Origin of the sequence: Pedosphaera parvula Ellin514, from assembly GCF_000172555.1 — a bacterium.
GTDB lineage: Bacteria > Verrucomicrobiota > Verrucomicrobiia > Limisphaerales > Pedosphaeraceae > Pedosphaera.
Window position 1 is genome coordinate 1 of sequence record NZ_ABOX02000053.1, and the last position, 26492, is coordinate 26492.

The 26492-nt window shown below is 53.1% G+C and carries 25 protein-coding genes; 21 read left to right on the forward strand and 4 right to left on the reverse strand.

Features of this window, described 5'->3' with window-relative positions:
- Nucleotides 1–112: 112 nt before the first annotated feature.
- The 8 genes from CFLAV_RS26610 to CFLAV_RS26650 all read left to right on the forward strand — a co-directional run bounded on the left by CFLAV_RS26610 (nt 113) and on the right by CFLAV_RS26650 (nt 8927).
- Entirely contained in the window at nt 113–1810 is a 1698-nt protein-coding gene (locus CFLAV_RS26610) for a serine hydrolase (RefSeq protein ID WP_007417988.1), read from the forward strand.
- Nucleotides 1811–2147: 337 nt separating this feature from the next.
- On the forward strand, nt 2148–2612 hold the full coding sequence (locus CFLAV_RS26615) for a hypothetical protein (protein WP_007417989.1): 465 nt from the start codon (nt 2148–2150) through the stop codon (nt 2610–2612).
- Between the two features lie 293 nt (nt 2613–2905).
- Complete coding sequence (locus CFLAV_RS26625) at nt 2906–3739, forward strand: hypothetical protein (RefSeq protein WP_007417990.1); 834 nt, start codon at nt 2906–2908, stop codon at nt 3737–3739.
- Between the two features lie 264 nt (nt 3740–4003).
- A complete protein-coding gene (locus tag CFLAV_RS35225; RefSeq protein ID WP_150107612.1) occupies nt 4004–4423 on the forward strand; it encodes a hypothetical protein in 420 nt (139 codons plus the stop codon).
- A 625-nt stretch (nt 4424–5048) separates the two neighbouring features.
- A complete protein-coding gene (locus CFLAV_RS36710; protein WP_237712471.1) occupies nt 5049–5456 on the forward strand; it encodes a hypothetical protein in 408 nt (135 codons plus the stop codon).
- A gap of 251 nt (nt 5457–5707) precedes the next feature.
- A complete protein-coding gene (locus CFLAV_RS26640; protein WP_007417993.1) occupies nt 5708–6046 on the forward strand; it encodes a hypothetical protein in 339 nt (112 codons plus the stop codon).
- 200 nt (nt 6047–6246) lie between these two features.
- Nucleotides 6247–7020 carry a DUF481 domain-containing protein gene (locus CFLAV_RS26645; protein WP_150107613.1) on the forward strand — a complete coding sequence of 258 codons (774 nt, stop codon included), beginning with the start codon at nt 6247–6249 and terminating at the stop codon, nt 7018–7020.
- 161 nt (nt 7021–7181) lie between these two features.
- Nucleotides 7182–8927 (forward strand): putative ABC transporter permease subunit, encoded by a 1746-nt coding sequence (locus tag CFLAV_RS26650; protein WP_007417995.1) that lies wholly within the window; start codon nt 7182–7184, stop codon nt 8925–8927.
- A 64-nt stretch (nt 8928–8991) separates the two neighbouring features.
- On the opposite strand, the gene CFLAV_RS26655 is transcribed toward CFLAV_RS26650, so the two are convergent.
- Nucleotides 8992–9642: a phosphopantothenoylcysteine decarboxylase domain-containing protein gene (locus CFLAV_RS26655; protein WP_007417996.1), complete on the reverse strand. Its 651-nt coding sequence runs from the start codon at nt 9640–9642 to the stop codon at nt 8992–8994.
- A gap of 244 nt (nt 9643–9886) precedes the next feature.
- On the reverse strand, nt 9887–11215 hold the full coding sequence (locus CFLAV_RS26660) for a tetratricopeptide repeat protein (protein WP_007417997.1): 1329 nt from the start codon (nt 11213–11215) through the stop codon (nt 9887–9889).
- Between the two features lie 204 nt (nt 11216–11419).
- Here CFLAV_RS26660 and CFLAV_RS26665 point away from each other — a divergent pair, with 204 nt between their 5' ends.
- The gene (locus CFLAV_RS26665; RefSeq protein WP_007417998.1) at nt 11420–13987 is read left to right on the forward strand and encodes a DUF3857 domain-containing protein; all 2568 of its coding nucleotides are present in this window, start codon (nt 11420–11422) and stop codon (nt 13985–13987) included.
- A 71-nt stretch (nt 13988–14058) separates the two neighbouring features.
- Entirely contained in the window at nt 14059–14958 is a 900-nt protein-coding gene (locus CFLAV_RS26670) for a DMT family transporter (RefSeq protein ID WP_007417999.1), read from the forward strand.
- 23 nt (nt 14959–14981) lie between these two features.
- Here CFLAV_RS26670 and CFLAV_RS26675 read toward each other — a convergent pair whose 3' ends face one another.
- Nucleotides 14982–16505: a hypothetical protein gene (locus tag CFLAV_RS26675; protein ID WP_007418000.1), complete on the reverse strand. Its 1524-nt coding sequence runs from the start codon at nt 16503–16505 to the stop codon at nt 14982–14984.
- Between the two features lie 187 nt (nt 16506–16692).
- Here CFLAV_RS26675 and CFLAV_RS26680 point away from each other — a divergent pair, with 187 nt between their 5' ends.
- The gene (locus CFLAV_RS26680; RefSeq protein WP_007418001.1) at nt 16693–17661 is read left to right on the forward strand and encodes an SRPBCC family protein; all 969 of its coding nucleotides are present in this window, start codon (nt 16693–16695) and stop codon (nt 17659–17661) included.
- Nucleotides 17662–17842: 181 nt separating this feature from the next.
- Entirely contained in the window at nt 17843–19222 is a 1380-nt protein-coding gene (locus CFLAV_RS26685) for a cytochrome-c peroxidase (RefSeq protein WP_007418002.1), read from the forward strand.
- An 80-nt stretch (nt 19223–19302) separates the two neighbouring features.
- Here the strand turns inward: CFLAV_RS26685 and CFLAV_RS26690 are convergent, their stop codons facing one another.
- Nucleotides 19303–22491, reverse strand: coding sequence for a sigma-70 family RNA polymerase sigma factor (locus CFLAV_RS26690; RefSeq protein ID WP_237712472.1), 3189 nt, complete (start codon nt 22489–22491; stop codon nt 19303–19305).
- Here CFLAV_RS26690 and CFLAV_RS36715 point away from each other — a divergent pair.
- The 9 genes from CFLAV_RS36715 (at nt 22399) to CFLAV_RS26735 (ending at nt 26486) form a co-directional block, all read left to right on the forward strand.
- Complete coding sequence (locus CFLAV_RS36715; RefSeq protein WP_040550338.1) at nt 22399–22692, forward strand: hypothetical protein; 294 nt, start codon at nt 22399–22401, stop codon at nt 22690–22692. The two genes, CFLAV_RS26690 and CFLAV_RS36715, sit on opposite strands and share 93 nt — an antisense overlap.
- 156 nt (nt 22693–22848) lie before the next feature.
- Complete coding sequence (locus CFLAV_RS26700) at nt 22849–23238, forward strand: VOC family protein (protein WP_007418005.1); 390 nt, start codon at nt 22849–22851, stop codon at nt 23236–23238.
- Nucleotides 23239–23343: 105 nt separating this feature from the next.
- Complete coding sequence (locus tag CFLAV_RS26705; RefSeq protein ID WP_007418006.1) at nt 23344–23697, forward strand: ArsR/SmtB family transcription factor; 354 nt, start codon at nt 23344–23346, stop codon at nt 23695–23697.
- Nucleotides 23678–24175 (forward strand): SRPBCC family protein, encoded by a 498-nt coding sequence (locus CFLAV_RS26710; protein WP_007418007.1) that lies wholly within the window; start codon nt 23678–23680, stop codon nt 24173–24175. Before CFLAV_RS26705 ends, CFLAV_RS26710 begins: the two co-directional genes overlap by 20 nt.
- Entirely contained in the window at nt 24172–24357 is a 186-nt protein-coding gene (locus CFLAV_RS26715) for a hypothetical protein (protein WP_007418008.1), read from the forward strand. The genes CFLAV_RS26710 and CFLAV_RS26715 overlap by 4 nt, the downstream gene beginning before the upstream one ends.
- 42 nt (nt 24358–24399) lie before the next feature.
- Entirely contained in the window at nt 24400–24840 is a 441-nt protein-coding gene (locus tag CFLAV_RS26720) for a VOC family protein (protein ID WP_007418009.1), read from the forward strand.
- Nucleotides 24841–24890: 50 nt separating this feature from the next.
- On the forward strand, nt 24891–25322 hold the full coding sequence (locus tag CFLAV_RS26725; protein WP_007418010.1) for a DoxX family protein: 432 nt from the start codon (nt 24891–24893) through the stop codon (nt 25320–25322).
- Nucleotides 25323–25439: 117 nt separating this feature from the next.
- The gene (locus CFLAV_RS26730) at nt 25440–25970 is read left to right on the forward strand and encodes an SRPBCC family protein (protein ID WP_007418011.1); all 531 of its coding nucleotides are present in this window, start codon (nt 25440–25442) and stop codon (nt 25968–25970) included.
- Nucleotides 25971–26009: 39 nt separating this feature from the next.
- Nucleotides 26010–26486 (forward strand): VOC family protein, encoded by a 477-nt coding sequence (locus tag CFLAV_RS26735; protein ID WP_007418012.1) that lies wholly within the window; start codon nt 26010–26012, stop codon nt 26484–26486.
- The last annotated feature ends 6 nt before the right edge of the window (nt 26487–26492 follow it).

The following is a 26492-nucleotide window of genomic DNA, read 5'->3' on the forward strand; positions in this document are numbered from 1 at the left end:
TTCCACCCCATTCTCCTACTTCGATAAAAGGCAACTTTTCGATCCGCTCGGAGTTTGAACCTGCAATCCGTTTAGGGTAACACCCGAACGAACCACTACACGTTTGAGAACAATGAACATCCGAAAACTCGTCGGAGTCCTCTGCACCTCCCTGATTTTATCGTCCGCTCCGTTTCCCGCCGCCGCGGAGGATCTCACCAATGCTCTCCACGCTCTCCTGCAACAGCGCGTCGAGGTTGAAAAACGGGATGCCGCCATCGTCGTTGGCCTTGTGGACGAACACGGCAGCCGCATTGTCAGTTGCGGCAAATTGGATAACGGCACCGCTCGGCAGGTGGACGGAGACACACTGTTCGGAATAGGTTCCAGCACGAAGACGTTCACAGCGCTGTTGCTGCAGGACATGATCGAGCGCGGTGAGATGAAGCTGGATGATCCGGTGGCCAGGTATTTGCCCAAGGCGGTTAAAATGCCAACCCGCAACGGCAAGGAGATTACCTTGCTTCAACTGGTGCTACATACTTCCGGCCTTCCCGCCAACCCTGGCAACCTTGACCCCAAAAGCGGTTTTGCGGATTACACCGCCGACCAGTTATATGCGTTTCTATCCGGCTACAAACTCAGGTATGATCCCGGTGCGCGATACCACTACTCGAACCTTGGAGCCTCCTTGTTGGGGCATGTAATCGCTTTGAAGGCAGGCACGAATTACGAATCTCTCGTGGCGGATCGGATTTGTCGGCCATTAAAAATGGACAGCACGCGGATTGCGGGTGGTCGCTCCCCAGTTCTTTATGCCCAGGGTGGGTTGGGTTCGACGGCCAGCGACATGCTGAAATACGTGTCGGCGCATGTTGGCCTGACCCGGACCAGTCTGGCACCGCTCATCGAAAAAACGCGGGTGGTTCACGTTCAACCCGGAATTCTCCCCCAGAACCTTGGTTCGTGGTTCGTCGTCTCTGATCCGCAGGGAAGAAAATTCGTCCTGCACGATGGAGACGCGGGTGGCTACAGCGCGTATGTCGCTTTCGACGAAACGAAGCGTCGCGGCCTGGTAGTCTTATGCTTTTCTGGTGACGCAGATGCAGTCGCCAGTCTGGGTGCCTGTTTACTCGAAAGCGAATGGGAGCAGGATAAACGGCCCAAGGAGATAAAAATCAGCAGCGCGGTTTATGACTCGTATGTCGGACAATACCGGCGGGCTGGCGTGACCGGCACAGCCTCCCAACCCGGCATCGCCATTCGCCGGGAAGGAAACCGGATCATCGCTCAGACCACAGGACCAAGATCATGGCCGATGCGCGCACTATTGCCCTCCATCGCGGGTGAATTATTGCCGGGATCGGAAACCCGCCTTTTTGGCAGGATGAGCGGCATCCCCATAACCTTTTCCCGCGACGCTCGGGATAAGGTTGTCGCCCTGAATGTGCAATTTGGCGGCGAAACGTTTTCTTATGAGAAAATTTCCGATCAACCACTCACGCTTCCCGAACCTCCCAGGCCGCCCGTCGCCATCAAGCTGGACACAAAGCTTATCGATGCCTGTGTGGGCCACTACGAATTTGCCACGAACGGAATGAAACTGACACTCCAGCGACAAGGAGACCAGTTGGTCTCGCAAGCCTGGGTCGAGGACGACACCGACGGCCTTGTCGATGTTTATCCTGAATCGAAAACGAAATTCTTCGACAAATTTGGCAACCAATGGACCTTTATCAAAAACGACAAACACGAAGTCACCGCCCTGATTCTCCACGGCCAAAACTTTCCGGACTGGAAGGGAAAGAAATTGTCCGATCTAAATAATTAGATAGTTCAACCACATGGGACCGAGAACATCACAGAAACGTTGCGAGGAATAATTAAAATCACTCTCTCAGCCTTCAATCCCACAAGCGCTGAAAGCGCGCACATGTTAAAGCCCGGGGTGAAGCGTAGCAAGCCCCGGGTAAACCATCCATCTCCCCCACACTTTGCCGCACCGCGGCGCGAGCAAAGCGAGCATCCCAATTCTCCTTGACGACGTTCATTCCAACTCATATCTCTGGCCTCAGAATGAAACAAGGAAGCCTTCAAACTTTGTCGACCATTATCAACCTCGCAGGAATGCTTTCCTTATAATTAATAGTTAGGCCGCTTCACACGCCATGAGTTCTCAAACGATTTGCCGTATTTGCAACGCTACGATCCTTCCGGCAACTTCCGCTCAGACCGGCGGGCTCTGCATGCCCTGCTCCAAAGGAACCCGATACCATCACGTCGCGTATCTTTCGATTGAGGACTTCTTTGCCAAGTGTTCCAGCGATTACTGCCTTGCCCCGAATCTTGAGCCCCATCCCGGCAACGCCAACTTCAAGGCTGCACTGACCAGATTGAGTGAGGAGGCAGGAGTCAGCTGTTGTGTCATTCCGGTTGGTGAGTATGAGGATGCAGATAGCGAGTTAGAGCCGTATAGTGACCGCGTTTTCGTGGCCGGGTCAGTGGATGAGGCGGTTATCGCAAATTGGGCGAGGGAACTCCGATCGGAGTTTTATCGAGAAGAGAGACCGGGGGCAGAGATGCCACGCGAGTATTCCAACGACCAGCCTGGATGGTTTTTAGTATGGGACTGACACATCAGCCAACCACAAACGCAACCTTCAACTCCCCCATTTCCGCACGCTGAAAGCGTGCAAGTAAGACAGCCCGGGGCCCAGCCCGTCCCTCGGGCGCAACCCCGGGTAAACATCCCCTCAATTCCCCCACAATCTGCCGCATCGCGGCGCGAGCAAAGCGAGCATCCCAAATCCGGTGCGGGTCGGAAGATTGCCCTGCTATCACGAATTTTTGAAAACTACCTTCATTACACAACTTTTACAATCTGAAGCTCGCAATCGCTCCTCTGCAGCACGATATACTGAGAGCCATGGAGACAATCATAAAAAAGAAGATTCTCAAACAACCCCTGCAACTCAACCTCAAAAAGCTTCGAGTTTTTCTCATCGCTTTCCTGATCACCACCACCGTCCGGATCGCCTCCGCGCAGACAAGCGATCAACCACACTTCCCGCCCAAAAAACTCAATGAAACCCCAACCATTGGAAAGTTGGAATTGATCCTCCCATCGGGCCCGACCACCGTGGATTCAGAGAGCATCATGTACGATGTTTTTGGAAGAAGGATGCCCACACAGATAACCATATTTCGTGACCCACAAACTAAACAGTTCTGGGTAGGTCCACATTATTATGTCTATGTCGCGACTGCCCATGGAATCATTGGGTTTAGACCCGGTGCCGGAGCCGTGTATTGGAGCAAACCCATGATGAAGATCGATCCCGGCATCAGTTCAACGAACCTCCACGACATTTGGAAATTGATTGATGAGAAAGTTGATTCAGAGATGTTATCGAATCTCAATTCGCAGGTCCTTTTTTCGCACGCCCTTTTTCAGGGAGGTCTGGATGAAAAGTTCCCTTGGCTTCTATCAGCCAGCTGCAGCTTGGGCAGCATCAAAATTAACAGCATCACTCTCCTCGGAAACAACGATATTCAAATCGATATTTCCAGCCCCGATCGTGAACACAGGGCAATAGGTATTTTTGACGATCAGACCCTCGAACTCAAAAAAGCCACTCTCGATGGGAAACAAGTGTTTCCAAATAGCGAACTTATTCTGCCTTTGCCCCCGGAGCGCCTGTTTCAAATCCGGCCTTCGCCGCGGTGCGAACAGAGCCGTCCACATTCACACCTGATCTAAACCAAAATGTTTCGGCTTCTTCTCCTTACTTTGCTGATCATCGGCAGCGTTCAGGCCGCTTCCGCCCAGACAAATGCCCCACGGCACTTGTTGTCTAAAAAACTCATAGGAGCTCCGAAGCCTTCCAGGGCGAAATTGATTTCGAGGTCAGGCTCAACAACTGTAGATTCTGAGCGTGCAATTTACTCGGTGACGCTTCGTAACGGGAGGCAAACAACTGTTGGATTGGAGGTATTTCGTGACGACCAGACGAAACAACTTTGGGTGGGTAAAGAGCAGGATTTGTATGTCTCGACAGAACACGGTTTGATTGGATTGAAAGTTCTTCCCGGAGCAATTTTCGACTCCAGGGGAATGCTGAAGATTGAGGACGAATCTAGCCTTACAAATCTATCCGATATTTGGAGAATTGTTGATGAGACAATTACACCAGAAATGTTGGTGGATTTCCATCCTCCACTGGATTTTCACGGAGCACTCGACGATACCTTCTTGCTGTTGTCACCAACGAGCAGTGCTCCTGGCAGGCCACGGGTTAACAAGGTTTCCGTTCTACATAAAGGGGAAATTCAACTGGATATTTCCAGCCCAGGTGGCGATTACAACGCCATAGCTACTTTTGACGATCAAACGCTCAATCTTAAGAAGCTTATTCTGGATGGGAAGCAGGTCTTTCCAAAATAGCAGACCTTGTTCCTCCGCACGCTGAAAGTGTGCGAGTAAGACAGCCCGGGATCCAGCCCGTTCCTCGGGCTTGTGGCCGTGCGCAAGCACACGCACCGCGGCGCGAGCAAAGTGAGCATCTCAATTCCGGTGTGTGTCAGAAGATTGCCCTGCTATCACGACTTTTTGAAAACCGCGATTATTACACAATTTTTACAATATCAAACTCGTAACCGCTCCATCGCAGCACGATATAATGAGAGACATGGAGACAATCACAAAAACGAGGATTCTTAAACCGGGCCCACAAATGGCTTCACTTGCGTCAAAAGCAAAACAATACAACGGAGCACTATGTACGTGCCTGATCAGCAGCAAACAATCCCCCATTCTTCTCTTCGCATTCATAATCATCAGCATCCTTCAAGCCGTCCCCGCCCAGACAAATGCTCCACAACACTTGTTGTCTAAAAAACTCAGAGAAGTTCCGAAACCTTCAAAGGTAAAATTGATTTCCAGGTCAGGCACGAGAACTGTAAATTCTGAGCTGGCTATTTACTGGGTGACGTTTCCCAGCAAACAGCAACAGGATTTTGGAGTTGTGGTATTTCGTGACGACCAGACGAAGCAGCTTTGGGTGGGGGAAATGCATGAACTTTATGTTTCGACGAAACATGGTATTGCTGGATTTTCATTTGGCACTGGGGTAATTTTCGGGTCCAAGGAAATGCTAAAAATTGATAGTGCATCTACCCTGACAAACATGTCCGATATTTGGAAAATGGTTGATGAGAAAATTACACCGGAGATGTTAACGGCTTTCCATCCGCTGAATTTTTATGGAGCGCTCGGTGAGGAGTTCTTTCAGCTGACACCGACGAGCAGCGGGGTTGGTGTGCCACGAGTAAATAAGGTTTCCGTTCTCGATAATGAGGAAATTCAACTGGATCTTTCCAGTCCGAGTGGCGATCACAATGCCATTGCTACTTTTGATGATCAGACGCTCGACCTTAAAAGGCTTATTCTTGATGGGAAGCAGGTCTTTCCAAAATAGCAGACCTTGTTCGCCCACACGCCAAAAGCGTGCCAGTAAGACGGCCTTCCAATATCTGTTCATCATTAAAGGAACAGAGTTCCACTACCTCTTCGTTTCCCAGCCCCAACGGGGCGTTCCAAATCAGCCAGGGGTGAAACCCCTGGTAACTCATCCATCCTTCCCCACACTTTGCCGCAACGCGGCGCGAGCAAAGTGAGCATCCCGTTTCCTCAGCAACCAGGATTGCTTATCATACAGAATCGATTACGATGCCTCGCAAGCCGCACTCCGATTTGAACCTAGCCGACACGATGACGGTTTTCACGATTTTAGGATGTCCTGCCGCTGCTGGTTTAGCTGCGGCGTCCGAAAAGGCTGGCTGGTCCACAATGTTATTTGTAGTTCTTGGGACGGCCATTGGTTTTGCTGCTGGGTATGTGGTTCAGCGGCTGTCCTATTTATTATTGGCAACCTCTGCTTCGCAATCGAGAACTTCGCTCGGTTGGCTGTTTTTGTTTGCTTACATTATTTTACCAATGATAGTTGCTTTTGGAGCATTACTCACCACTGCCGGGATTACCGTTTGGTTAGCCAGACAGATTTTATGAGAGTTGTGCACATCAAACACATCACTGATGTCAATCGCCATGGCTATGGTGCACGTCACGAATCAGCAGAGGACTCCCACATCCCCGCACGCTGAAAGCATGCGAGTAAGCCAGCCCGCATTCCGCGTCGAGTGCCCGCAATGCCCAACCAGGGGTTTTACCCCACTGACACTCTCGTCCCAAAATTCTAATCTCCGCACATGGGGAGAATGGTATTCAACTTCGTTCGTCTGGCCATCGTGATTGTGCTTGGAGTGTTTTCAGTCGCAGCGGCCCAAGCGCAAGGGCAGATCCCGGACACCGAGGATTGGAATTTTCGCCTCGGCATCCCTATTTGGGCTGCCGGTACCCACGGCACCATTGGCGCTTTCAACCGGAAAGTACACCTCGACCAGAGCTTCATCGACACTCTCGACTCCCTGGATTTTGCCGCGGCGCTGAACCTGGAAGTCCGCAAGGACCGCTGGTTGTTCTTCTCCGACGGCCAGTACCTCAAGATTTCTGATACTGGAGAATCCAGGGAACTGTTCCGCGGAGGTTCAGCATCATTGGGCGAAAAATTCATGATTGATGATCTCGCCATCGGCTATACCGCGTTGAAAAACGAATGCGTTTCCCTGGACCTCTTCGCCGGCGCTCAACTCTCTTATGCGGCCGCCAATGTTTCGATCAACCTTCCCACCCTAGATCGAGCCGCCTCAGCCTCCGCATTCTGGGCCGATCCCATTATCGGCGCTTACTTGAACTATCAATTTTCCAAACCGGCCGGATTCTACACCAAAGCCGATGTCGGTGGATTTCACAGCTCATCCCGACTGACCTGGCAGGTCGAGGGAGGCTTTGAATTTCCCATCGCCAGCCACTTCTACACCCGCGTCGCCTATCGCTGTCTGGCCTCCGATTTCCAGCGGCGCGCACTTTCCATCGACACTGTTGTGCGCGGGCCACAGGTCGAAATCGGCGTCCGCTTCTAATTTCTGCTTCCCCTTTCCGCCCCCGGGCGCAACCCCGGGTAAGCAAACCAAGCACTCCACGCGGCAAGCCTCACGGATCTGAAACATTCTTCCCACCGGTCGCCGTACGCAAACACTCTCCGAGATTGCCCCCGAAACCCAAATAGTTTACTCTCTCCCCGATGTCTGACGGTTCCGCCCAGTCCAGCGCAGTCCACGCTCCGCTTACCCTGCTCATTCGCGTCAACACCTTGCAAGCCTGGCGGCGCCTGAAGGCCGTGCGAAGCCAATCGCGATTGCTAACCGGCTTGATCCTTTGCTTCATCCTGGGCTATCTCGGCCTTTCGTTTTGGTTGTTCTACAAGGGACTCAACTTTGTGGCCTCTTTTCCCGGGCTCGGAGTCGTTTTGACCGAGCGACTTTTATATCTGCTTTTTGCCTTTTTGTTCGTGCTGCTGCTGTTGAGCAATTTGATTATCAGCTACACGAACCTCTTCCGGAATCGTGAGGCCAGCTTCCTGATGACGCTGCCCGTTCCCGCCCAAACGATCTTTCGCTGGAAGTTCCTGGAATCCAGCCTGCTGGCGTCGTGGGCGTTCGTGTTTTTGATCGCTCCCCTGTTGGCCGCCTTTGGCTTGACCCGGCATGTCCCGTGGCATTTCTATCCCGTCACGCTGGTCTTGATCGCCCTCTTCATCGTGCTTCCCAGCGTTGCCGGGTCATTCCTGGCCGTGAATCTGGCTCGCTTCCTTGACCGGCGCACCTTCCAGGTGGCGCTGGTAATATTCGCCTTGTTGCTGCTCGGCCTGGCTGGCTATTGGTGGAAAACCCAACCCACACCCGACGAGATGCTCGAAACCCGAGTGCTGGCCGTGCTGGACCAACTGTTGCAAAAGACCAGGTTTTCCCTCTTCCCCTTTCTGCCCAGCTACTGGTTGACCAGCAGCGTGCTGCAATGGGCGGAAGGCGTTCTCTCCCTGGCTGGTTTTTTCATGCTGGTGCTCTTGAGCAACGTGATGTTCTTCGGTTTCCTCGGTTTCACCCGTCTGGGAAAAATGTATTACAATGCCGCCTCCGAGGTCCAAAGCCGCGCGAGCGTCTGGTCGCAATGGGAGTGGTTCAAGGCGGCCAGCGAACGGAAAAAAGACCTCGCTTACACGCACGGACCGATCGAAAAAATCTTCAACCAATTACACTGGCTGCAATCCGACACCCGCGCTCTGCTGGCCAAGGACGCCCGGATGTTCTGGCGCGACACCTCGCAATGGGGCCAATCCGTCCTGCTGTTCGGACTGCTCGGCGTTTACATCATCAACCTGCGCCATTTCACGAGTCAATTGGCAAGTCCGTTTTGGATTCACCTCGTCTCCTATCTCAACCTCGGTGCTTGCTCACTGAATCTGGCCACGCTCACCACGCGCTTTGTGTATCCACAATTTTCACTGGAGGGGCGGCGGCTCTGGATTATTGGCATGGCGCCCATGGGTTTGGAGCGAGTGGTGAAGACCAAGTACTGGCTGGCAAGCTGTTCCTCGATCGTGGTGACTCTTACCCTGATTGTGGTGTCGAGTTACTTGCTGGATATGACCTGGGAACGAATCCTGTTTTTCGCCATGGTGATCGCGGTGATGACTTTCACTCTAAATGGGCTGGCAGCCGGCCTGGGCGTGTTGTATCCAAATTTTAAAGAGGGCAATCCAAGCAAGATTGTGAGCGGCTTCGGCGGGACGTTCTGTCTGGTATTGAGTTTTTTCTACATTCTCGGTTCCGTCTTGATGCTGGCCTTTGGCTCCAATGAAATGCGCGATCAGGTGACCTCGCAGGACATGGCATTTCTGAGCATCGCCGGGTTTATCCTCCTTTCCTTTCTGCTCGGCTGGCTGCCGTTACGCCTCGCGCTCAGGCAGCTCAAGAAATTCGAGTTTTAAGAAACCAGGCACTTCCACTTCTCCTCCGGCCTTCGAAGTTAAACGCCCACCCACAGTTCGCGGGCTACCTGCCTACAAACTCTTGAAGCGCATTGAAGAGAGCAGCCTTGTCCTCAACATGCCGGCAATTGTCTTCGCCTGTGACAAGGCCGAAGCCTTCGCCATAAGCCTTGCCGTTCACCACACAGGCATTCGTGCGGCAATCACGGAGCTGTCGCTCCCCCAGTCGAATGACCTGCTCGCGACCACCTTCCACCTCATATTTCCAACCAACAAGGCGTGCCTCTGGATACCAGTTGCGCAGTTCAGCGATAATCTTCGGCGTGGGAAGCAATTCAGCCAGCAAAGTGCCTTGTCGCGTGGAAATCTTCCCGGATTTAATCTCCGCCATCTCGCCCGTCGCAGACCGTGACCAAACTTTTCCAAAAGTAAAATCACTCACCGCCGCCGCGTGAAAAACCGCCCCGATGGATTGCCGGGCGAAGATTTGCAAACGGTCCCGCAAATCAGCGGTGGTCGTGAACGTTTCAACTTTTTGCACTCTCTGTTCGCCGCGATAAGTGGCCTGCTGGCCGATGAGCAAGGTCACGTCGTGACCACGCGCAGAAAGAAAATTCGCCAGCTCGGAGCCAAGCCGCCCCGTGGAAAAATTCGTAAGACGCCGGACATCATCCAGATTTTCAAAAGTCGGACCGGCCGTGACAATGCACTTCATGCGGTTTCAAGATACCGAAAAAATGAGTTCAGGACAGAGTAGATTCTTCGCAACTGCATGGGAGGAAGGCACAATAAAATCCAGGACGGCAATCGCGGGACAAGGCCTGAGCAACCACGCCACGCCCGGCGGTTCCCCCTCTCCCCTTACCTGTACAGACCGGTTACATAGTGGACGGGGGTGAGGGAAAATTCCTCCAGGCTCTCTTTTGCTCGGGAAATCCGCGACGATCTGAAACTCATCACTAGTTCCCTGGAATATCACGAAAGGGCCGGCGCTTTTGGTAACGCTCGAGGCGTTGTTGCATCTCCTGCTGTTGCTGAGCGGAAGTGCATCGCATGGCCAGCGCCCTCGTCTGATAATCCACCGCTTCATCAAACCGCTGAACTTCCGCGCAGGCGGCGGCGAGAGTATCAATGGAACGCCAGTCACTCCAGGCGGACAAGTCGCAGGCTTTTTGTGCGATCTCAAAAGCTTCCCTGCCATTGCGAATGGAATCCAAGGGACAGGTCGCCAGCAGCCAGGCCAGCGAATTGTGAGTCTTGACGGATATGGGATCCAACCAGACCGATTCCAATGAATCATCCAGCGCCTTCTTGAACTCCCCTTTTCTGGCATGGACTGCCGCCCGCGCCATGTAGCCCATGGCATTTTTCGGATCGAGCTTGATGAGTTGGTGGTAATCCTCCAGCGCCTGGTCCAACATGCCGAGTTTCAGACAGATTGCACCCCGACCGCCGTAAAGCTGCGCCTGTGTCGCATTCAACCTGATGGCAACATCGAAGTTCATCAAGGCTTTATCCAATTGTCCCAGGGATGAAAAAATCAACGCCCGGCCGTGATAGCTTTTGTAATGGTTCGCATCAATACGGATGGCCTCATCGTAATCACTTAACGCCTGATCAAATCTGCCCGTCTTGTAACAGGCAAACCCGCGCGCACCCAGGTACAATGCCTCTCTTGAATTGAGCCTGACTGCTTCGCTGTAATCATTGATGGCCTGCTCCCAATCAGCCTTGGCTGAACGGGCTTCGCCGCGTTCGTAGAAGGAGCGGGCGTTTCCAGGCTCAAACTGGACGGCATTTGTGTAATCGCTGATGGCCTCGTTGAACTTGCGTTGAAGAAAATACGCATTTGCACGATCGAAAAAAGCCTCAGCGTATTTCGGATTGAGTTCCAGCGCTCGGTTGTAATCCTGCATGGCCTGCTCGAGGTTTCCCTTGGCAGCATAAGCACGACCACGGAATCGGTAGGCCTTGGCGAGCTTGGGCTCAAGCCTGACAACCTCCTTCCAGTCGTCCAATGCCTTGTCGAACTCACCTTTTTTATCGTAAATCAGACCGCGAGTACTATACGCGCGGGAATCACCAAGACTGATGGCTGTGTCGAGATCCTCCAGCGCCTGGTTCAATTCAAGCTTGGCGGCATAAGCCATGCCGCGGTAGGTGTAGGCTTCGGCATAGTGCGGATTTAATTGCAGGGCGGCATTCCAGCGGGAAATCGAGAGGTCATAATTCCCGTCAACCTCCGCCTTGATGGCCTGCTTCTTTAAATCACCTATGTCTTCATTCATATGGTTCTGCTGGCGTCAACACGCCGATGCCGGCGTGCGCACGGACATTAACAAAATCGTTTCAAGTTTGTCGACACTCCTCATTTGGTCAAAAGGATTTTTGTTTAATTTTTTTCGGCGTTCGAGTAATTGCAAGCGGTGCGATTATTAACGCATTTGGATTTTAACAAGAGGTGCCAGCCTATCCGCTACGCTTGCGAAGCGATGGGAAGAGCGGGATTAGGCCATCTAATTATTGCGACATCACTGTTTTGCCTCACGCTGGCGTCCGTGGCGCAGGGCCAGAGCATCACCAATGGAGTTGCCATGGCACCGCCGCCCAAATGGGTGAAGTCGTTTGAGGAACCGTCAGCCGGAGCTTTCGAGAACAATGGCACCGAGGGAGAATCTTTTATATTGCTGGAAGAGCAACAGCATGCTGGAACGGGTGAGGTATACACGCACGTTGTTAAAAAAATCACCAGCCAAAGCGGGGTCCAGGACGGGGCAAAGGTGCATTTCAGCTTTGATCCCACCTATCAAAGGCTCGACCTGAATTTTATCGTCCTGCGGCGTGGGGATAAAATATATGATCGGTTGGAGCCCGAGAAAATCAAAGTTTTTCAGCAGGAGACTGAACTGGAGCGGCATCAGTATAATGGAACACTGTCGGCGGTGCTGTTCGTGGAAGATGTGCGGGTTGGCGACATTCTCGAATACGGTTGGACCATCCGGGGAAGCAACCCCGTAATGGGTGGGCATTTTATCCATTCCTTCCTGGTGGATTGGTCAGTGCCGGTGCAAAAACAGGTTTATCGCGTGTTATGGCCTGCGGAGAAGAAGCTGATAGTGAAGCAACACCAGACGGAAGTGCGGCCGGAAGTAACGCATCTGGAGGGGGTGGACGACTATACCTGGGAAATCAAGCGGCGCACTCCTGTGGTTGTGGAAGATACAACTCCGCTGGGATACAATCCTTTTGGTTGGATTCAACTCACGGAATTCTCCAGTTGGAAAGATGTAGTTGAATGGGCGCTGCCCCTTTACGTATCAACCAAACCACTGCCGGATGAATTGCGCCAAAAGATCGCTGCCTGGCGGCTGGCCGGGGAACCGGAAGATCAGGTGCAGGCGGCACTGCGGTTTGTGCAGGACGAGGTGCGGTATCTGGGAATGGAGATCGGACCGGGCTCACATCGGCCAAGTGAGCCTGGAGTGGTTTTCGCGCGCCGATTTGGCGATTGCAAAGACAAGGTATCCCTGTTCTGCACGATGCTGCATGAAATGGGAATCGAAGCTCATCCGGTGCTGGTACATACCTCCCGGCGGCAACATCTGGATGAATGGGCTCCTTCACCATATGCGTTCAATCACGTGGTGGCCCTGGTGAAGGTGAACGGCAATAATATTTGGGTGGACCCGACACGCTCTTTTCAACGAGGGCATTTGAAGGATCTTTATTTTCCAGATTATGCGCGCGGTTTAATCATCAAACCTGGGACAACCGACCTCTGCCTCATTCCAGCCCCGAAAGCCGGCCTGCCAAAAACAACTGTCAACGAGTCATTCAACATCAAGAGCTACAATTCACCAATCCAGTACGAGGTCACAACCACCTACGAGGGTCTCTCTGCCGACCATATGCGGGCAAGTTTTTCCAACTCCCGCCGCGAGGAATTGGAAAAAACCCTCCTCAATCAATCGGCCAAGAGATATCCGAAAATCAAGATGACCCGGCCAATGGAGTCGCAGGATGACCAACAACGCAACATTTTCATCCTCATTGAGCATTACGAAGTAAAAGATATCTACGAATTGTCCGATGACACCAGGAAATGGAGCACCTGGTTTTATCCGGATGAAATATTACCCTTCGTCAAGCGACCTGAAACCTCGTTTCGATCGATGCCGCTCGGCATAGTGCATCCCTGGCATTACGTGCAAAACACGGAAATACGATTGCCGCAGGATTACAATCTGCAAAACGAGACGAAACAAGTGGAGGAAAAGGCGTTGCGATTTGAGCGGCAGGTGAATTATACGAATCGGCTGTTGAGGCTCCATTACGAACTTGAGAGTCTGGCCGATGAAGTGCCAACGAAGGAGGTGCCCGAACATCTCGAGAACCTGAAGAAGATTCGCGCGGTGGTGGGCTACGGCATCCAGCATCCCAATGTCACGCCGGACGCACCGAAACCGGCAGAGCCTTTCCAGGTGAATTGGAGCATCCTGGCCATGGCAGGAATGTACTTTGTGTTGGCGACCGTTGCGGCCGTGATTGCCCATCATTACAGGCCACAATACCACGCCAACGAACCACCATTGATAATCCACGAATTGAAAGGAATCGGAGGTTGGTTGATTGTCCTGACCATCATCCTTTGCCTCAAACCCATTATTTATGCTGTGTTTTTACTCAAGCATGCGGGCGTTTATTTCACTCTGTCGTCATGGAGTATTCTTACTACACCCGGCAACGCACATTACGATCCGCTATGGGCGCCGCTGCTAATTTTTGAGGTGCTCGGCAATTTGACCATGCTGGTCTTCTCCGTGCTGATCCTGGTGCTATTTTTCCAAAATCGCTTCGCCTTCCCACGATTTTTCATGCTATTCCTGGTTCTCAGTGTCATCATGGTCACGCTCGATGAAGTGGGGGCTGGACTCATTCCAAAAGCCCACGGTGGTCCTGCAGTATCCGGCGTGGCACTTTTCCGCACGCTGTTCCATTCAATAGTTTGGATTCTTTATGTCGTACGTTCCCAGCGGGTAAAGTTAACCTTTGTGGAGTAGATGCCATACAGGCGCGGGTACGCAATTCTTTGGAGCAGAGCATAAACAGACCTGGCTCATTTTTGATCATTATGAACAAACGACTCGGTCTTTTCCAAATACACGGTGCCGCTGTGCTGGCGGGGTTCACGGGTCTTTTCGGCAAGTGGCTCGACGTCAGCCCCGTAATCATCACCGCGGGAAGAACTGTCTTTGGAAGCGTTGCGTTGCTCATCACCATCAGGCTGATGGGCTCCACTGTGCGGTTGAATTCGCGCAAGGAACTGCTGGCATTGATGATCTCCGGCGGCCTACTGGCCGCGCATTGGTTGACCTTCTTCAAATCCATCCAGGTTTCGACCGTGGCAGTCGGAGTATTGGCATTTTCCAGCTTTCCCATATTCGTAACCCTCCTTGAACCGCTCGCCTTCAAGGAGCGGTTTCAATTTGTCGACCTCATCACCGCGGCCGTGGTCGTGGCCGGACTGGCATTGGTCGTGCCCGTGCTGGATCTGCGGAATAATATCACGCAGGGAGTCCTTTGGGGCATACTTTCCGGGCTAACCTATGCGCTGCTGTCACTGTTCAGTCGTTCCTCCATCCGCACGATTCCGGCGCTGACAGTGGCGTTCTATCAGCAATTATTTGTCGTGCTGCTCACATTGCCTTTCGCCTTCGCCTCTCACGAAAAAATCACCATCAACTCATTCTGGCTGTTGCTGCTTCTGGGACTGGTTTTCACCGCATTATTACAATCGCTCCTCGTGGCAAGCCTGAGGCACATCCGCGCGCAAACGGCAAGCATTGTCATCAGCCTGGAACCGGTTTATAGCGTCGTGCTCGCGACAGTGCTGTTGCATGAAATTCCAACCGCACGCACCCTGATCGGCGGAGTCCTCATTTGCGGTGCGGTCTTTGCCGCCATGCTGCAGCATATGAAAGCGAAGGCGCAGGGCGCCGAATTAAAATCATGCCCGGTCAGGGTGGATTGACCTGCTTTGGCCCGGAACTCGCATTAATTCTCAGGATCAAATCCGGGGCTGCTCGCTTGCTGTGCTGCAGCTTCCACCTCCTGCGCAGAAGCAGAGCGTGGCCAGACCAGATCCGTTCCCGGTTGATTGCCAACACGCGCTGAAAATCGCCGCCTTCCGGCCAAGGTCATCTGACCTTGGTTATCAACGCAGTCCAACCCAATCGAATAGAGAATAAAGTGGCTATCCGCTGTGCGGCTGTAACGGAGAGGTTTCCCATCCATGAAATCAATTGCTGGAGTTTTGAGAAACGCAGGCATCAGTGAATCGAGTGCTTCCGGATAGGCTCCATTCCGGAGGCGGTAGCGTTCAACTGCCAGCGCTGTAATGAGCATTCGTCGTCTTGCTTCTGCAGCGGATGCCCGCCCCAGCAGGGTTAAGCCACCACCCTGAAAGCCAATGCCCATCTGTCTCAGGTTCAAAAGCGATTGTATCCTCGATCTTTTTTGCCTGGTCACGAAAGGAATGAGATTGGTCACACCGGGGAGTGGGCGCATTTCCAACCAGGTAGCGGATTTAACAGCACGCTGCAGTTCAAGCTCACGATCACGATAGTAAAGCATCAATTGATTTTCATCCTCATAAGAACCTTTACGACGATACTGGATTTGCTGGAAAAACCAGGTCATGCCATTCCAAGTATCTCTTGGTGAGCGAATTGTCTGTGCAACAATTTGACCCGGACCTGGATCGAGAGACTCCTCCCGCTCCAACTGGCAAAGCACAGCTGCATTCGCCCGTGACAACGCGACGGTTTCAGGGAGCCCGTTAAAATAATCAACTGACTCCCACTCCTGTTGCAACCGGGCAAGCTGGTCGTCGCTCCAGGCATTCGTTTGCAGTGCCTGCCAGATTGTATTTTCGGCAATTGTAGCGGAGGCAATGCGCACGAGGTGTGTGATGTCCACAGGTTCGGGCTTCCAGGCAGTGGTCAGACGAGTCAGAGCCAGCAAATTCGTGTAGGCTTCCAATGGCTTTCCATCATGCAGTTCCAGGGAAGTGCGAGTCGCGAGTGTCTGGGCCAGGGTTTTGACACCCGCCAGATAAGTCAGCAGCAGGGTCCCGCCTCTATTCACCGGCTCGAATTGAAATGGACCATCGAGTGCCGCCAGACAGGCGGAATCCAGAACGGAACGCTGCTCATTGAAAGCACTTTTCAGATCAGGCCAAATGTCTTTGTCTGTTTGAGGATCAGGCAACTCTGATTCCTTCCAAAGCGCAACCGCAGCATTGGTTCCAATGGATACCATCAGTTCTGGCAGATGTCGAAGACTCCGATCCTGCCCACAAAGCCATGCGGCGTTGGTGATGGCAGCGGCCCGGGCACCAAGGTCGGGCGGAACGGCAAGCTTGAACTCCTTCAATTCCAGCTTGAAACCTTGTTCCCGCAAGGAGCGTTTGGTCTGCTCAAGAGCCTTGCGCGCGCCGCTGCCCGATCGCGCCGCCAGGAATGCGCAAAGTAAAAACAACACAACTACCACCAACGCAATTTTCCAACGTAATTTCATGGGTCTCAAACTCTCTTTGTTATTCTGGGAGATTACGAGGGATGAGCAAAGTTTTCAATAACAGGTTCCGTGGGATTGGTGGAAAGGGGTTGGATACAAATGTCGCATGGGCTCACGCTCGAACAGTGACTGACGCTGTAATGATTCACCTTTATTTACAACACTTAGTATGCGGTAATGACGCGTCATGAATTCCGAGCGTAGTAATAGCAATGTCTTCAACGGGATTTTATTAGGAAGTCTGGTAGGATTTGCATTCGCATTTGGCGGCTATTTGCTGCTCCGCGGCGATCAGAGAGAGTTTGGTTGGGTGATGTTTCTCCTGGTACCTTTCGTTTCCGGATTCGCGGTCGCGGCGGTAGTGCGACGCCCAGATCGCATACTCGCCTGCTGCATCACCGGCGGCGTCCTTACGCTATCCATACTGGTTGTCACGGGGCTGGAAGGAATTGTTTGCGCCTTCATGGCGGCACCGTTAATTGCGGCCGGCATGGCCTTGGGAGCGTTCATTGGTTATCATGTGCGCGGAAAGTTTATCGATCGCAGTGGCGGACCGGGAAGCACGACCACTGTTATTTTGCTGCTCTGCCCGTTTCTGATTGCAGCTGCGGACCGGGTGGAACGTCCTTTTCGAAGTGTGCAGCAGCGGGAAACGTTCACGTCCGAGGTCATGGTATCAGGCACCCCGGAACAAGCATGGAGCTTCCTTGAAAGAATGGATCATCTGGATGGAGCCAAACCTTTCCTGCTCTCTGTTGGATTACCACTACCGCAGAAATGTGAATTGGACAAAGCTGCCGTCGGCGGCAAGCGCGTTTGCTATTTCCACAATGGGTTGATTAATCAAGAGGTGACGGAGTGGCAGCGACCGAATCACATGGGGCTGCGCATTACAGGCAGCACGCTGCCAGGGCGTCATTGGCTCTCTTTTATTGAGGCCAGCTACGAATTGTCGAGTGTGGGAAACCAGACACGTGTAGTGCGGCACACGACCATTGGGACGCGGCTTTATCCTCGATGGTATTGGCGTCCGTTGGAGCGCTGGGGTGTTACCTCGGAGCACGAATACGTGCTCTCCAATCTGGAAAGGTGGACCAAGGAAGCAAGGTCAGAAATCCAAGCCCCTAATCCAGAAACGGGAAACGCGAAGTTTTAACGTCCTGACCAGCCTGCACGATGCTGAACACCCACTATGGACCAAGTCGAAGACAACTTTTGTCGACTGCCAAGGGAGGACGAAGGACGGGTTTTGTTAAGCTAATGTAAAATATGGCACAAGGCGGTTAAGCAATTGTAAAAGAGCTTTTCCTGGGACCGGTTCGCGCAATGATGCGGATATGGAAACCAGAAACTCCCGCAAAATGGCCGCACTGGTGGCGGCGTTTGCGTTCGGCGTATCAGTCGCACACGGGCAATTGCCCGCCGGATCTTCAATAAACATTGCTCCAGGCACGGGTCAGACGCTCGGCAGCATCACCGTGAACGATCCGGGCAATCACGTATGGCTGCTGCAGACGTCCACTAATCTCACCGCCTGGACGGGGGTGGATACGTGGAAGATTCATAACGGAAATTATCATCTGAGTCTGAGTCGGGTGGGGTCAGGACCGGGTCTTTTTTATCGCGCCATTTACGATGAGACGCAACAGACTATATTAAGCACCACTGCAAATGCGCTGCTGCTCCCCGGAACGAATTTCAACTACGCCGCGCCGGTGTTGCCGCCCAACTTTCTAACGGCGCCCATCATCAACCAGGACAACACCCCGGCAACGAACGTGGTGACTGATCCAGGAGCGACATTGGGGCGGGTTTTGTTTTACGATAAACGGCTTTCGACGAACCAGACAGTGTCGTGTTCGTCGTGCCATGTGGCGAAGTATGGGTTCTCGGACCCGAACCGCTTCAGCACCGGTTTCAATGGAAGCAAGGGGACGCGCCATGCAATGGGGTTGTCGAATGCGCGGTATTATCAACGCGGGCATTTTTTCTGGGATGAACGGGCGGCGACGCTGGAGGACCAGGTGCTGCAACCAATTCAGAACCCGATTGAAATGGGGATGACCATTCCGGCGCTTCTCCCGCGTTTGGCGGCGGAACCGTTCTACACAAATCTGTTCACGAAAGCCTTTGGCACTCCCGATGTCACCTCTGACCGGGTTTCCCGCGCGCTGGCGCAATTTGTGCGGTCGATTATTTCAACCAAGTCCAAGTATGACGACGGTGTCGCCAGTGGTTTCGCGAATTTCACCGCACAGGAACGGCTGGGGCGGCAGATTTTTCTGGGACAGGTTGGCAATGCCACCTGCGCGGCTTGTCATGGCACGGACAATTTTGTGCCCGGACCGGTCGCTAATAACAACGGCCTCGAGTTTCCGTACGTGGATACCGGGATTGGAGGCGTGACGGGGCGCGCGCAGGACATGGGATTGTTCAAGGTGCCTTCGTTGCGGAATATTGAACTCACCGCGCCGTATATGCATGACGGAAGGTTTGCGACGCTTGAAGAGGTGGTGGAGTTCTATAACTCCGGCGTGGTGAACAATCCGAATCTGTCACCGCCGCTGAGGACGCCACCGGGTCAGCCACCGGGCGCATTACGCTTGAATTTAACGACGGCACAGAAGGCAGCGTTGGTGGCGTTCTTGAAGACATTGACAGACACAAGCATTACGACCGATGAGAAATTTCTAGATCCGTTTAATTATGGGAATTAAACGGAGGATAAGGGAAAAATGGTTGGTTGTTGCCATGGTAAACATTGAGGAGAGGCACGGGCAACAACCAACCACGCCGCTCATTGAGAAGTGGAAACAGAATGCGATGACCGAACCTGCACTGAACCGGTTGTGCCCGCTGGCAGAGTGAACGTGCCAAGATCGTAATCGCCAGGAGTACCGGCAGGCTCATCAGGTATGGTGATCGCTTTTGTCAGGGAAGAATTGTCGGCCACAACCTGCAATGAATAAGTGCCAGGCGTAACTGCTTCCGCCCGGAAAGTACCATCAGCAGCGAAGACAACTCCGAAGGGTCCTGAATGCTGGTTATATTCGGCGGCGGCAGCGGACTGCCAATAGTCCACGGCCCAAAGTGCGGCAGCATCAACAGTTAGATTTGAAGGTGGCCTGGAAGGTTGAGTGGTTGGGAGCAGGTTGGCAAACTCGACTTGCTTGACCCAGTTGGTTATCTGTCCGGGTGCAGCCGCGAGCTGGCCAACCACAGTTCTGCCCTTCGCGCCGACTTCCACACTGCTGGTTTCACCGGGACGAATTGTGACCAATGTGCGATGACAGAATGGAATCCCCAGCCCCCGATTGATGTTAACACTGAACTGGCCGGGCGGCACATTTTCGAAAGCAAAGCGACCGGAGGAATCGGGCTTCACATAGAACGCATTCCCGAGCCGGACCGAACCTTGATAATTCATTGCCTTGTCGTCCATCAACACCACGGAGTCGATGCTGTGCGAACGGGCGCTGAAAGCAACACTTCCTTCGATGCGCCCCCACGGCTGGAGCTGAAGCGCAACCGGCTCCTTAGGACTGTGGACACGCACCTTTGCGTAACCCGCCGCCGAGACGGCGACCACGGAATGCGCGCGCGGATTGGCTGGAAAGACAAACAAGCCGGCCGCATCAGCATTGGTCAGAATGCCGTATCCCAATCCCGAATCTGACATTTTGGCGCGGTCGAGCGTCACCCCGTAATCAAGTGAAAGCAGCGCTACTTGCGCATTGGCCGCAGGTTTGCCATCCGGCAGGAAAACTGTTCCGCGCACGACGTTGTCAATGGAAACAGGCTTGAGGGCCACCTCGAGAGTGCCGGAGAAATCCGGGTTCAATTCATCGGAAATAAATGGCAGGTAACCTTCTGCTTCGATGCGAACGCGCCAGGGTTTACGGGTTTCTTCATAGAGGACCTTTACCATGCCGTTGGCTCCCTTTCTGGTGCTCCCCCTCCACCACACGGCCTCACCCGAACCTTCTCCGTAACCAGGAACGGCATTGAACGCGGCGATGGGTTGGCCGTTGTCTGAGTCCGTGACGTGGGCGGACAGGTTCAGTTCACGTTCCACCTTAATGGTGTGTTCCTGACCGTCCGCTATCACGTGCACAGAGCGGGTATAGCACCAGCCCTCCTTCTTGGCGTAGAGCTCCAAAGTATCCTGGGGAGGTGCGGAGTTCCATTCGATGCGGCCATTGGCATCGGTTTTACTTTTCCAATCGAGCACTTGACGATGCTCCCCCCATTGTTCGAGTCCAACTGTGGCATCAGGCACCGGGGCGCCTTGATCATCCATCACCAGCAATTTCAAGAGTGCTCCGGGACGGAGCTGGACATTCACCGGTTCCATTCCGTGCGCCACAGTAACTTTGCGATATTCAGGCGCAAAGCCATCTGCTGTGACGGTAAAATCGAATTCGTCTGATTCCAGCCCGGGAATCGAGAACTCTCCGTTCGGGCCCGCCTTTGCAAGCAATGGTTTGGTGGTGAAGGGCTCGTGGGCGATTTGGGCTCCGTGAATGGGGCGGCCAGCTTCATCGATGACATTGCCAGTCAGGGTTACACCATTCTCCATGATGGTGGTCAGAGTCCCCTTCCATAATCGTTGTATTTTTTCCCGGTTATCACCTGGATAGCTTGCTTCAATGGAAGTAACTGCAAAATCGGGATGCCTGGCTTCCAGTTCAAAGCCCGGATTCTCAGACGGAATGATGCTGGCACTCCAGTGCCCGCCGCGGTCCGATTTCGCCACCGGAGCTTTCTGAAACACTCCGACGCGTTCGCGGGGTGTCTCCCGGAATGAAGCATCGCCATTGCCGCCGAATTGAATCCAGATTTCCGCATCAGTGACAGGTCGCCCCTCCTCGTCTCGTAACCAGCCGCCGACTGAGTTGGTCACGCGCTCCAACTTGAGGGTGTATTCATTGGGTATTGGATCCGCGTCGGTTCGCCATGTGGCGTAACGCGCGCCCCAACCGGGAGCAAGCACGCCGACGTCCAAACGTCCAAGGCCATTGGGCAGCGGTACCGGGCAGGTGCCCGTTTGGTCGGTGGAAAGATCGAAGCGACTCTCCCACTTCCCGCTGTAAACGGAGTTGATGGCGAGTTTGGCATTGGCGATGGGTTCCCCAGTGTCTTTGGCAACCACATGGAATAGAAGTGCCTTGCCTTTTACAGTGCGATTGGTTTTTCCGCTGGAGACGACTGATCTCGCCTTGGGAACTGAACTGGTCTGGGAGTTGGCAATTGTGTTGGAATTTGTGCCAACCGCTGCGCGAACAGTTGCCAAACTTGTGGAAGGTTTCCAAATCATCATGAGCAGAAGAGCGGCGGTGCCTGCAGCGACGATGCTGGCAGCGATCTTGAGCTTTGACCACCGCCAGGCAGCCAACGTTTCAGCAACGAGTGCAGGCAGAGTTGCAGCCGCAGCAGTTGAGGCACCCGCAACAGCCGCGGAACTGATGGAACCGGCATGAATGGTCGACGATGCCTTGGCAGCATTGGCGACGAGCGTCGAAGCCAACAAGGCGGCAGAGAGAGTAAACCCATGACTGGTGAAGAAACCGCGGAGTTTTTCGAGAGCGCGATCCACCCGTTTCCGCGCTGCCTCCTCAGAGAATCCGAGCGCCTCGCCGACTTCGCGATGATTTCTCTCCTGCATGAAGCGGAGTAGAACGGCATTGCGATCGGTTTCGCCGAGTTGCTCAAGAGCGTCGTCAAGCAGAGGAGCGATTCGCTTCCAGGTATCATCGGGAGTGGCGCTGTGTTGCATGGCAAAGGCTTCCTGGTCTCGTTGTTGACGGCGGTGTTCGGTGCGCAGGGCACGAGCGGCGACAAAGCGGGTGGTGCGAAACAGCCAACCGGGAATGGCGACGCCAGGTCGCATGGTATGAGCTTTACGGGCCAGCAAAATGAAAACGGCCTGCGTGATTTCTTCAGCGAGGTGCGGATCGCTTACCAGGCGCAAGGCACAGGAATGCACAAGGTTAAGGTTTCGTCCGACCAGGGTATGAAACGCGGTTTCGGAACCGCTTCGCGCGTAGTCTTGAATGAGTTGCCAGTCGTCCATGTCAGTGATGTGTTTACTATAGATATCTCCACCGACGGCTGGAAAGCGGACAAGCTGGAAGATTTATTTTCGAAAGATGCATTTGGCCACCTGGCACGCTTAATTTCGCCTTAAAATCAGGGGTAGCGCGTTTACGTCAATTGACTCTCCTTTGCGCCAGCCGTTTCATCAATGAAAAGAGCTAAAATAATTTGAAGTCCTGGAGAGCGGCGCTCGTTCGTTGTATCTTGGAAAGAACGCAAACAATCAACCATTCAATTAAAGACAAATATGAGCAAACCAAAGAAATCCAAAGCTTCAAGCATCGTCTGGTTCGAAATTCCGGCCGACAACACCGCACGCGCGAAGAAATTTTACAGCTCACTATTCGGCTGGAAAATCAAAAAATTTCCCGGAATGAAGGATTATCTGCATATAGATACGGGTGGTGCCAATGACACACCCGATGGCGGTCTGATGAACCGCATGCACAAGGACCATACCATTACCAACTACATCAGCGTTGAGTCGGTGGACAAATCGGCGGCAAAGGTCGTAAAACTCGGGGGCAATATCTGCAAGCCCAAGACTGCGGTGCCACAGATGGGTTACTTTGTCATCTGCCAGGATACGGAGAAAAACACTTTTGCCCTCTGGGAAGTGGACGGAAAAGCAAAGTAAACGCGCTACAGAGAGTCGGTGGCGAGAATTAAGGTCACAAAAACAAGAGCGCTTGACAATTTGTGGACTGCCAGTGTATTTAACCATCCGGTTAATTAATAAAAGATGTCCCCAGATCACCTAAGTACAACTTTCGCTGCCCTCGCCGACCCCACTCGGCGCGCGATCCTGTCCCGCCTCGCCAATGGCGAGGTCTCGGTCAAGGAGCTGGCCAGACCCTTCGATATGAGCGCTCCCGCGATCACCAAACATCTCAAGGTGCTTGAGCGCGCCAACCTCATCTCACGCGGTCGCCACGCCCAATGGCGTCCCTGCCGACTCACGGCCAAGCCAATGAAGGAGGCCATGGACTGGCTTGAGCATTATCGACTTTTCTGGGAAGAGAGTTTCGATCGTCTCGAAGAATATTTACGGGAATTACAAGCAGAGGAGAAAAAAAATGACCGAAAGAAAAAGTAATCCGGCCACAGAAACCTCCGATCGCGTTCTCCTCATCACACGCGTCTTCGATGCGCCGCCCAGCCTTGTCTTCAAAGTATGGACGCAGCCTGAATACCTGGTTCGCTGGTGGGGACGGAAGGACTTTACGCTGCCGTCCTGCGAGATGGATTTTCGTCCGGGTGGTGCCTACCGGCTTTGCATGCGCTCGCCCGAGGGCATCGACTATTGGCTGTCAGGCGTCTATCGCGAAATCGTGGAGCCCGAGCGGATTGTTTTCACTTGGGAGCGTGAGCCGGCCGGAGACAAACCCGGAAACAGTTCAGTGGTAACCGTAACTTTTGCCGAGCATGACGGGAAAACCAAGTTTGCATTGCGTCAGGCCAACTTCGAAACGACGGAGGAACGGAACGAGTATCAGGGTGGCTGGACCGAATGCCTCGACAGTCTCTCGAATTACGTTTCAGCCAAATCCGTGAACCAGGAAGCACCGAAATGAACACACACGGTGGCATCGAAGCGAACATTGCCGGTGGAGAAATCGGAAAAGAGAAGAATTTCAATCTTCTGGAATTGGATCTGACATTATTTCATAACCGGCTGGTTATACGCGAATTACAACGCAAAAAGAAATTTCTCAACCATGTCCTAACCCTCCCATTTCGTTCGTTGTATAGATGAACTGAAAGTAAAATCAATTGTTAACACGAAAATAATAAAACTATGACCACAACAAAACATACTCTTACCAAACTGGTTCAACCTTATTTGTTCTTTGAAGGCCGCTGTGAGGAGGCGCTCGAATTCTACAAGCAGGCACTTGGAGCCGAGGTGATGATGCTCATGCGCTTCAAGGAGAGCCCCGAACAATCCCCCGGTTGCCAGCCAGCCGATGGAAACAAGATAATGCATGTGAGTTTCCGTATCGGTGACACGGTCGTGATGGGTTCTGACGGTCGTTGCTCCGGCAAGCCGAACTTCCAAGGATTCGCTCTCTCGCTCTCGGTTAAGACTCCAGCCGAAGCTGAAAAGTTCTTTGCCGCCCTGTCTGCCGGCGGGAAGGTAGAGATGCCGCTTACCAAAACATTCTACTCGCCAAGTTTCGGCATGGTTGCTGATCGCTTCGGCGTATTCTGGATGGTGATCGTGCCGCAGGAGCAATAAGAGCCTCGCTGTCTCCCAGCCATTAAGAAAGTATCGAATGGAGGGCGCGGATGGAAGAAAACACGACCATTAACCAGGATAAACCAGCTCAAACCATTCCCGTCGGGCGGAAGGCGCTCTGGACCGGGCGCATCATGAGCGCCCTGATCACGCTATTCATGCTCATGGACGGCGTTGGAAAATTGGTGAAGCCGGCGCCAGTCGTGAAGGGAACAGTCGAGCTCGGGTATCCCGAGAGCGTTATTTTCCCCCTTGGAATCGTCCTGACCATCTGCACCCTCCTTTATGCCATTCCGCGTACCTCCATTCTTGGTGCAATCCTGTTAACCGGCTATCTTGGCGGAGCCATTGCTTCGCAAGTGCGTGTGGGCAACCCGCTCTGTAGCCACATTCTATTCCCGGTTTATGTTGCCGTGCTGCTTTGGGGCGGGCTCTTCCTGCGCGATGCCCGGTTGCGCACCCTCATTCCGCTGCGATGCTAGCATGAGGCTTCGGCTTTGCGCCAAACTTCGAACCACAAATCGTAACAAAGATGTCCTTAACGAACTGCTTCGTTCGTTGTAGAAATAAAACAGAACTAAATCACAGATTCGAACATCATGAACCCAGGAAAGAACAATCCAACAGAGAAGACAACCGAAAAGCCGTTCGTCCTTTCGCGCACCTTTAACGCGCCGCGTGAGCTGATGTGGAAAGCCTGGACGGAACGCGAACGCCTGATGCAATGGTTCGGACCAAAGGGCTTCACAATGCTCACTGCCAAATTGGACTTTCGGCCCGGCGGAACGTTTCACTACTGCCTGCAAGGTCCCGATGGCAACAAGCTGTGGGGCAAGTTCGTTTATCGCGAAATCGTCGCACTGGAAAAAATTGTTTGGGTTAACTCCTTCTCTGATGAAGCCGGCGGCACCACCCGTCATCCCATGGCTGCCACCTGGCCGCTGGAAATGCTTTCGACCTGTACGCTCACTGAAAAAGATGGCAAGACCACGCTCACAATCGAGTGGCAACCGCTGAATGCGACGGAAGCTGAGCAGAAGACCTTCGACAGCGCACTCGAGGCCGGCGGCATGAATCAGGGTTGGAGCGGAACATTCGAGCAACTTGCTGCTTACGTGGAGAAACATTGAAAGCAGGACCTCAACACATTTGGTTGAAAGGTTAAATGAATGCAAAAGATCACTCCATTTCTCTGGTTCGATAATGAGGCCGAAGAGGCTATGAAGTTTTATACTTCGATCTTCAAAAAGTCGAAGATTGTGAGCGTTACCAAATACGGCGAAGCCGGTCCTGGTCCAAAAGGGACAGTGATGTCGGCAATCTTCCAGCTAAACGGCCAGGAATTCTACGCACTCAACGGTGGACCGTCATTCAAGTTCTCGCCCGCCATCTCGTTCTTTGTGAAATGCGAGACGCAAAAGGAAATCGATTACTATTGGAAGAAGCTTTCAGCAGGTGGCGGTGAAACGCTGCAGTGCGGGTGGCTTAGAGATAAATTTGGCGTGTCCTGGCAGATCGTTCCTCCGATATTGATCGAACTGCTGGGCGACAAGGATCCCGTGAAATCGCAACGCGTGATGCAGGCCATGCTCAAAATGACAAAGCTTGACATTAAGAAGTTGAAAAAGGCATACCAGCAGAAATAAGCGACG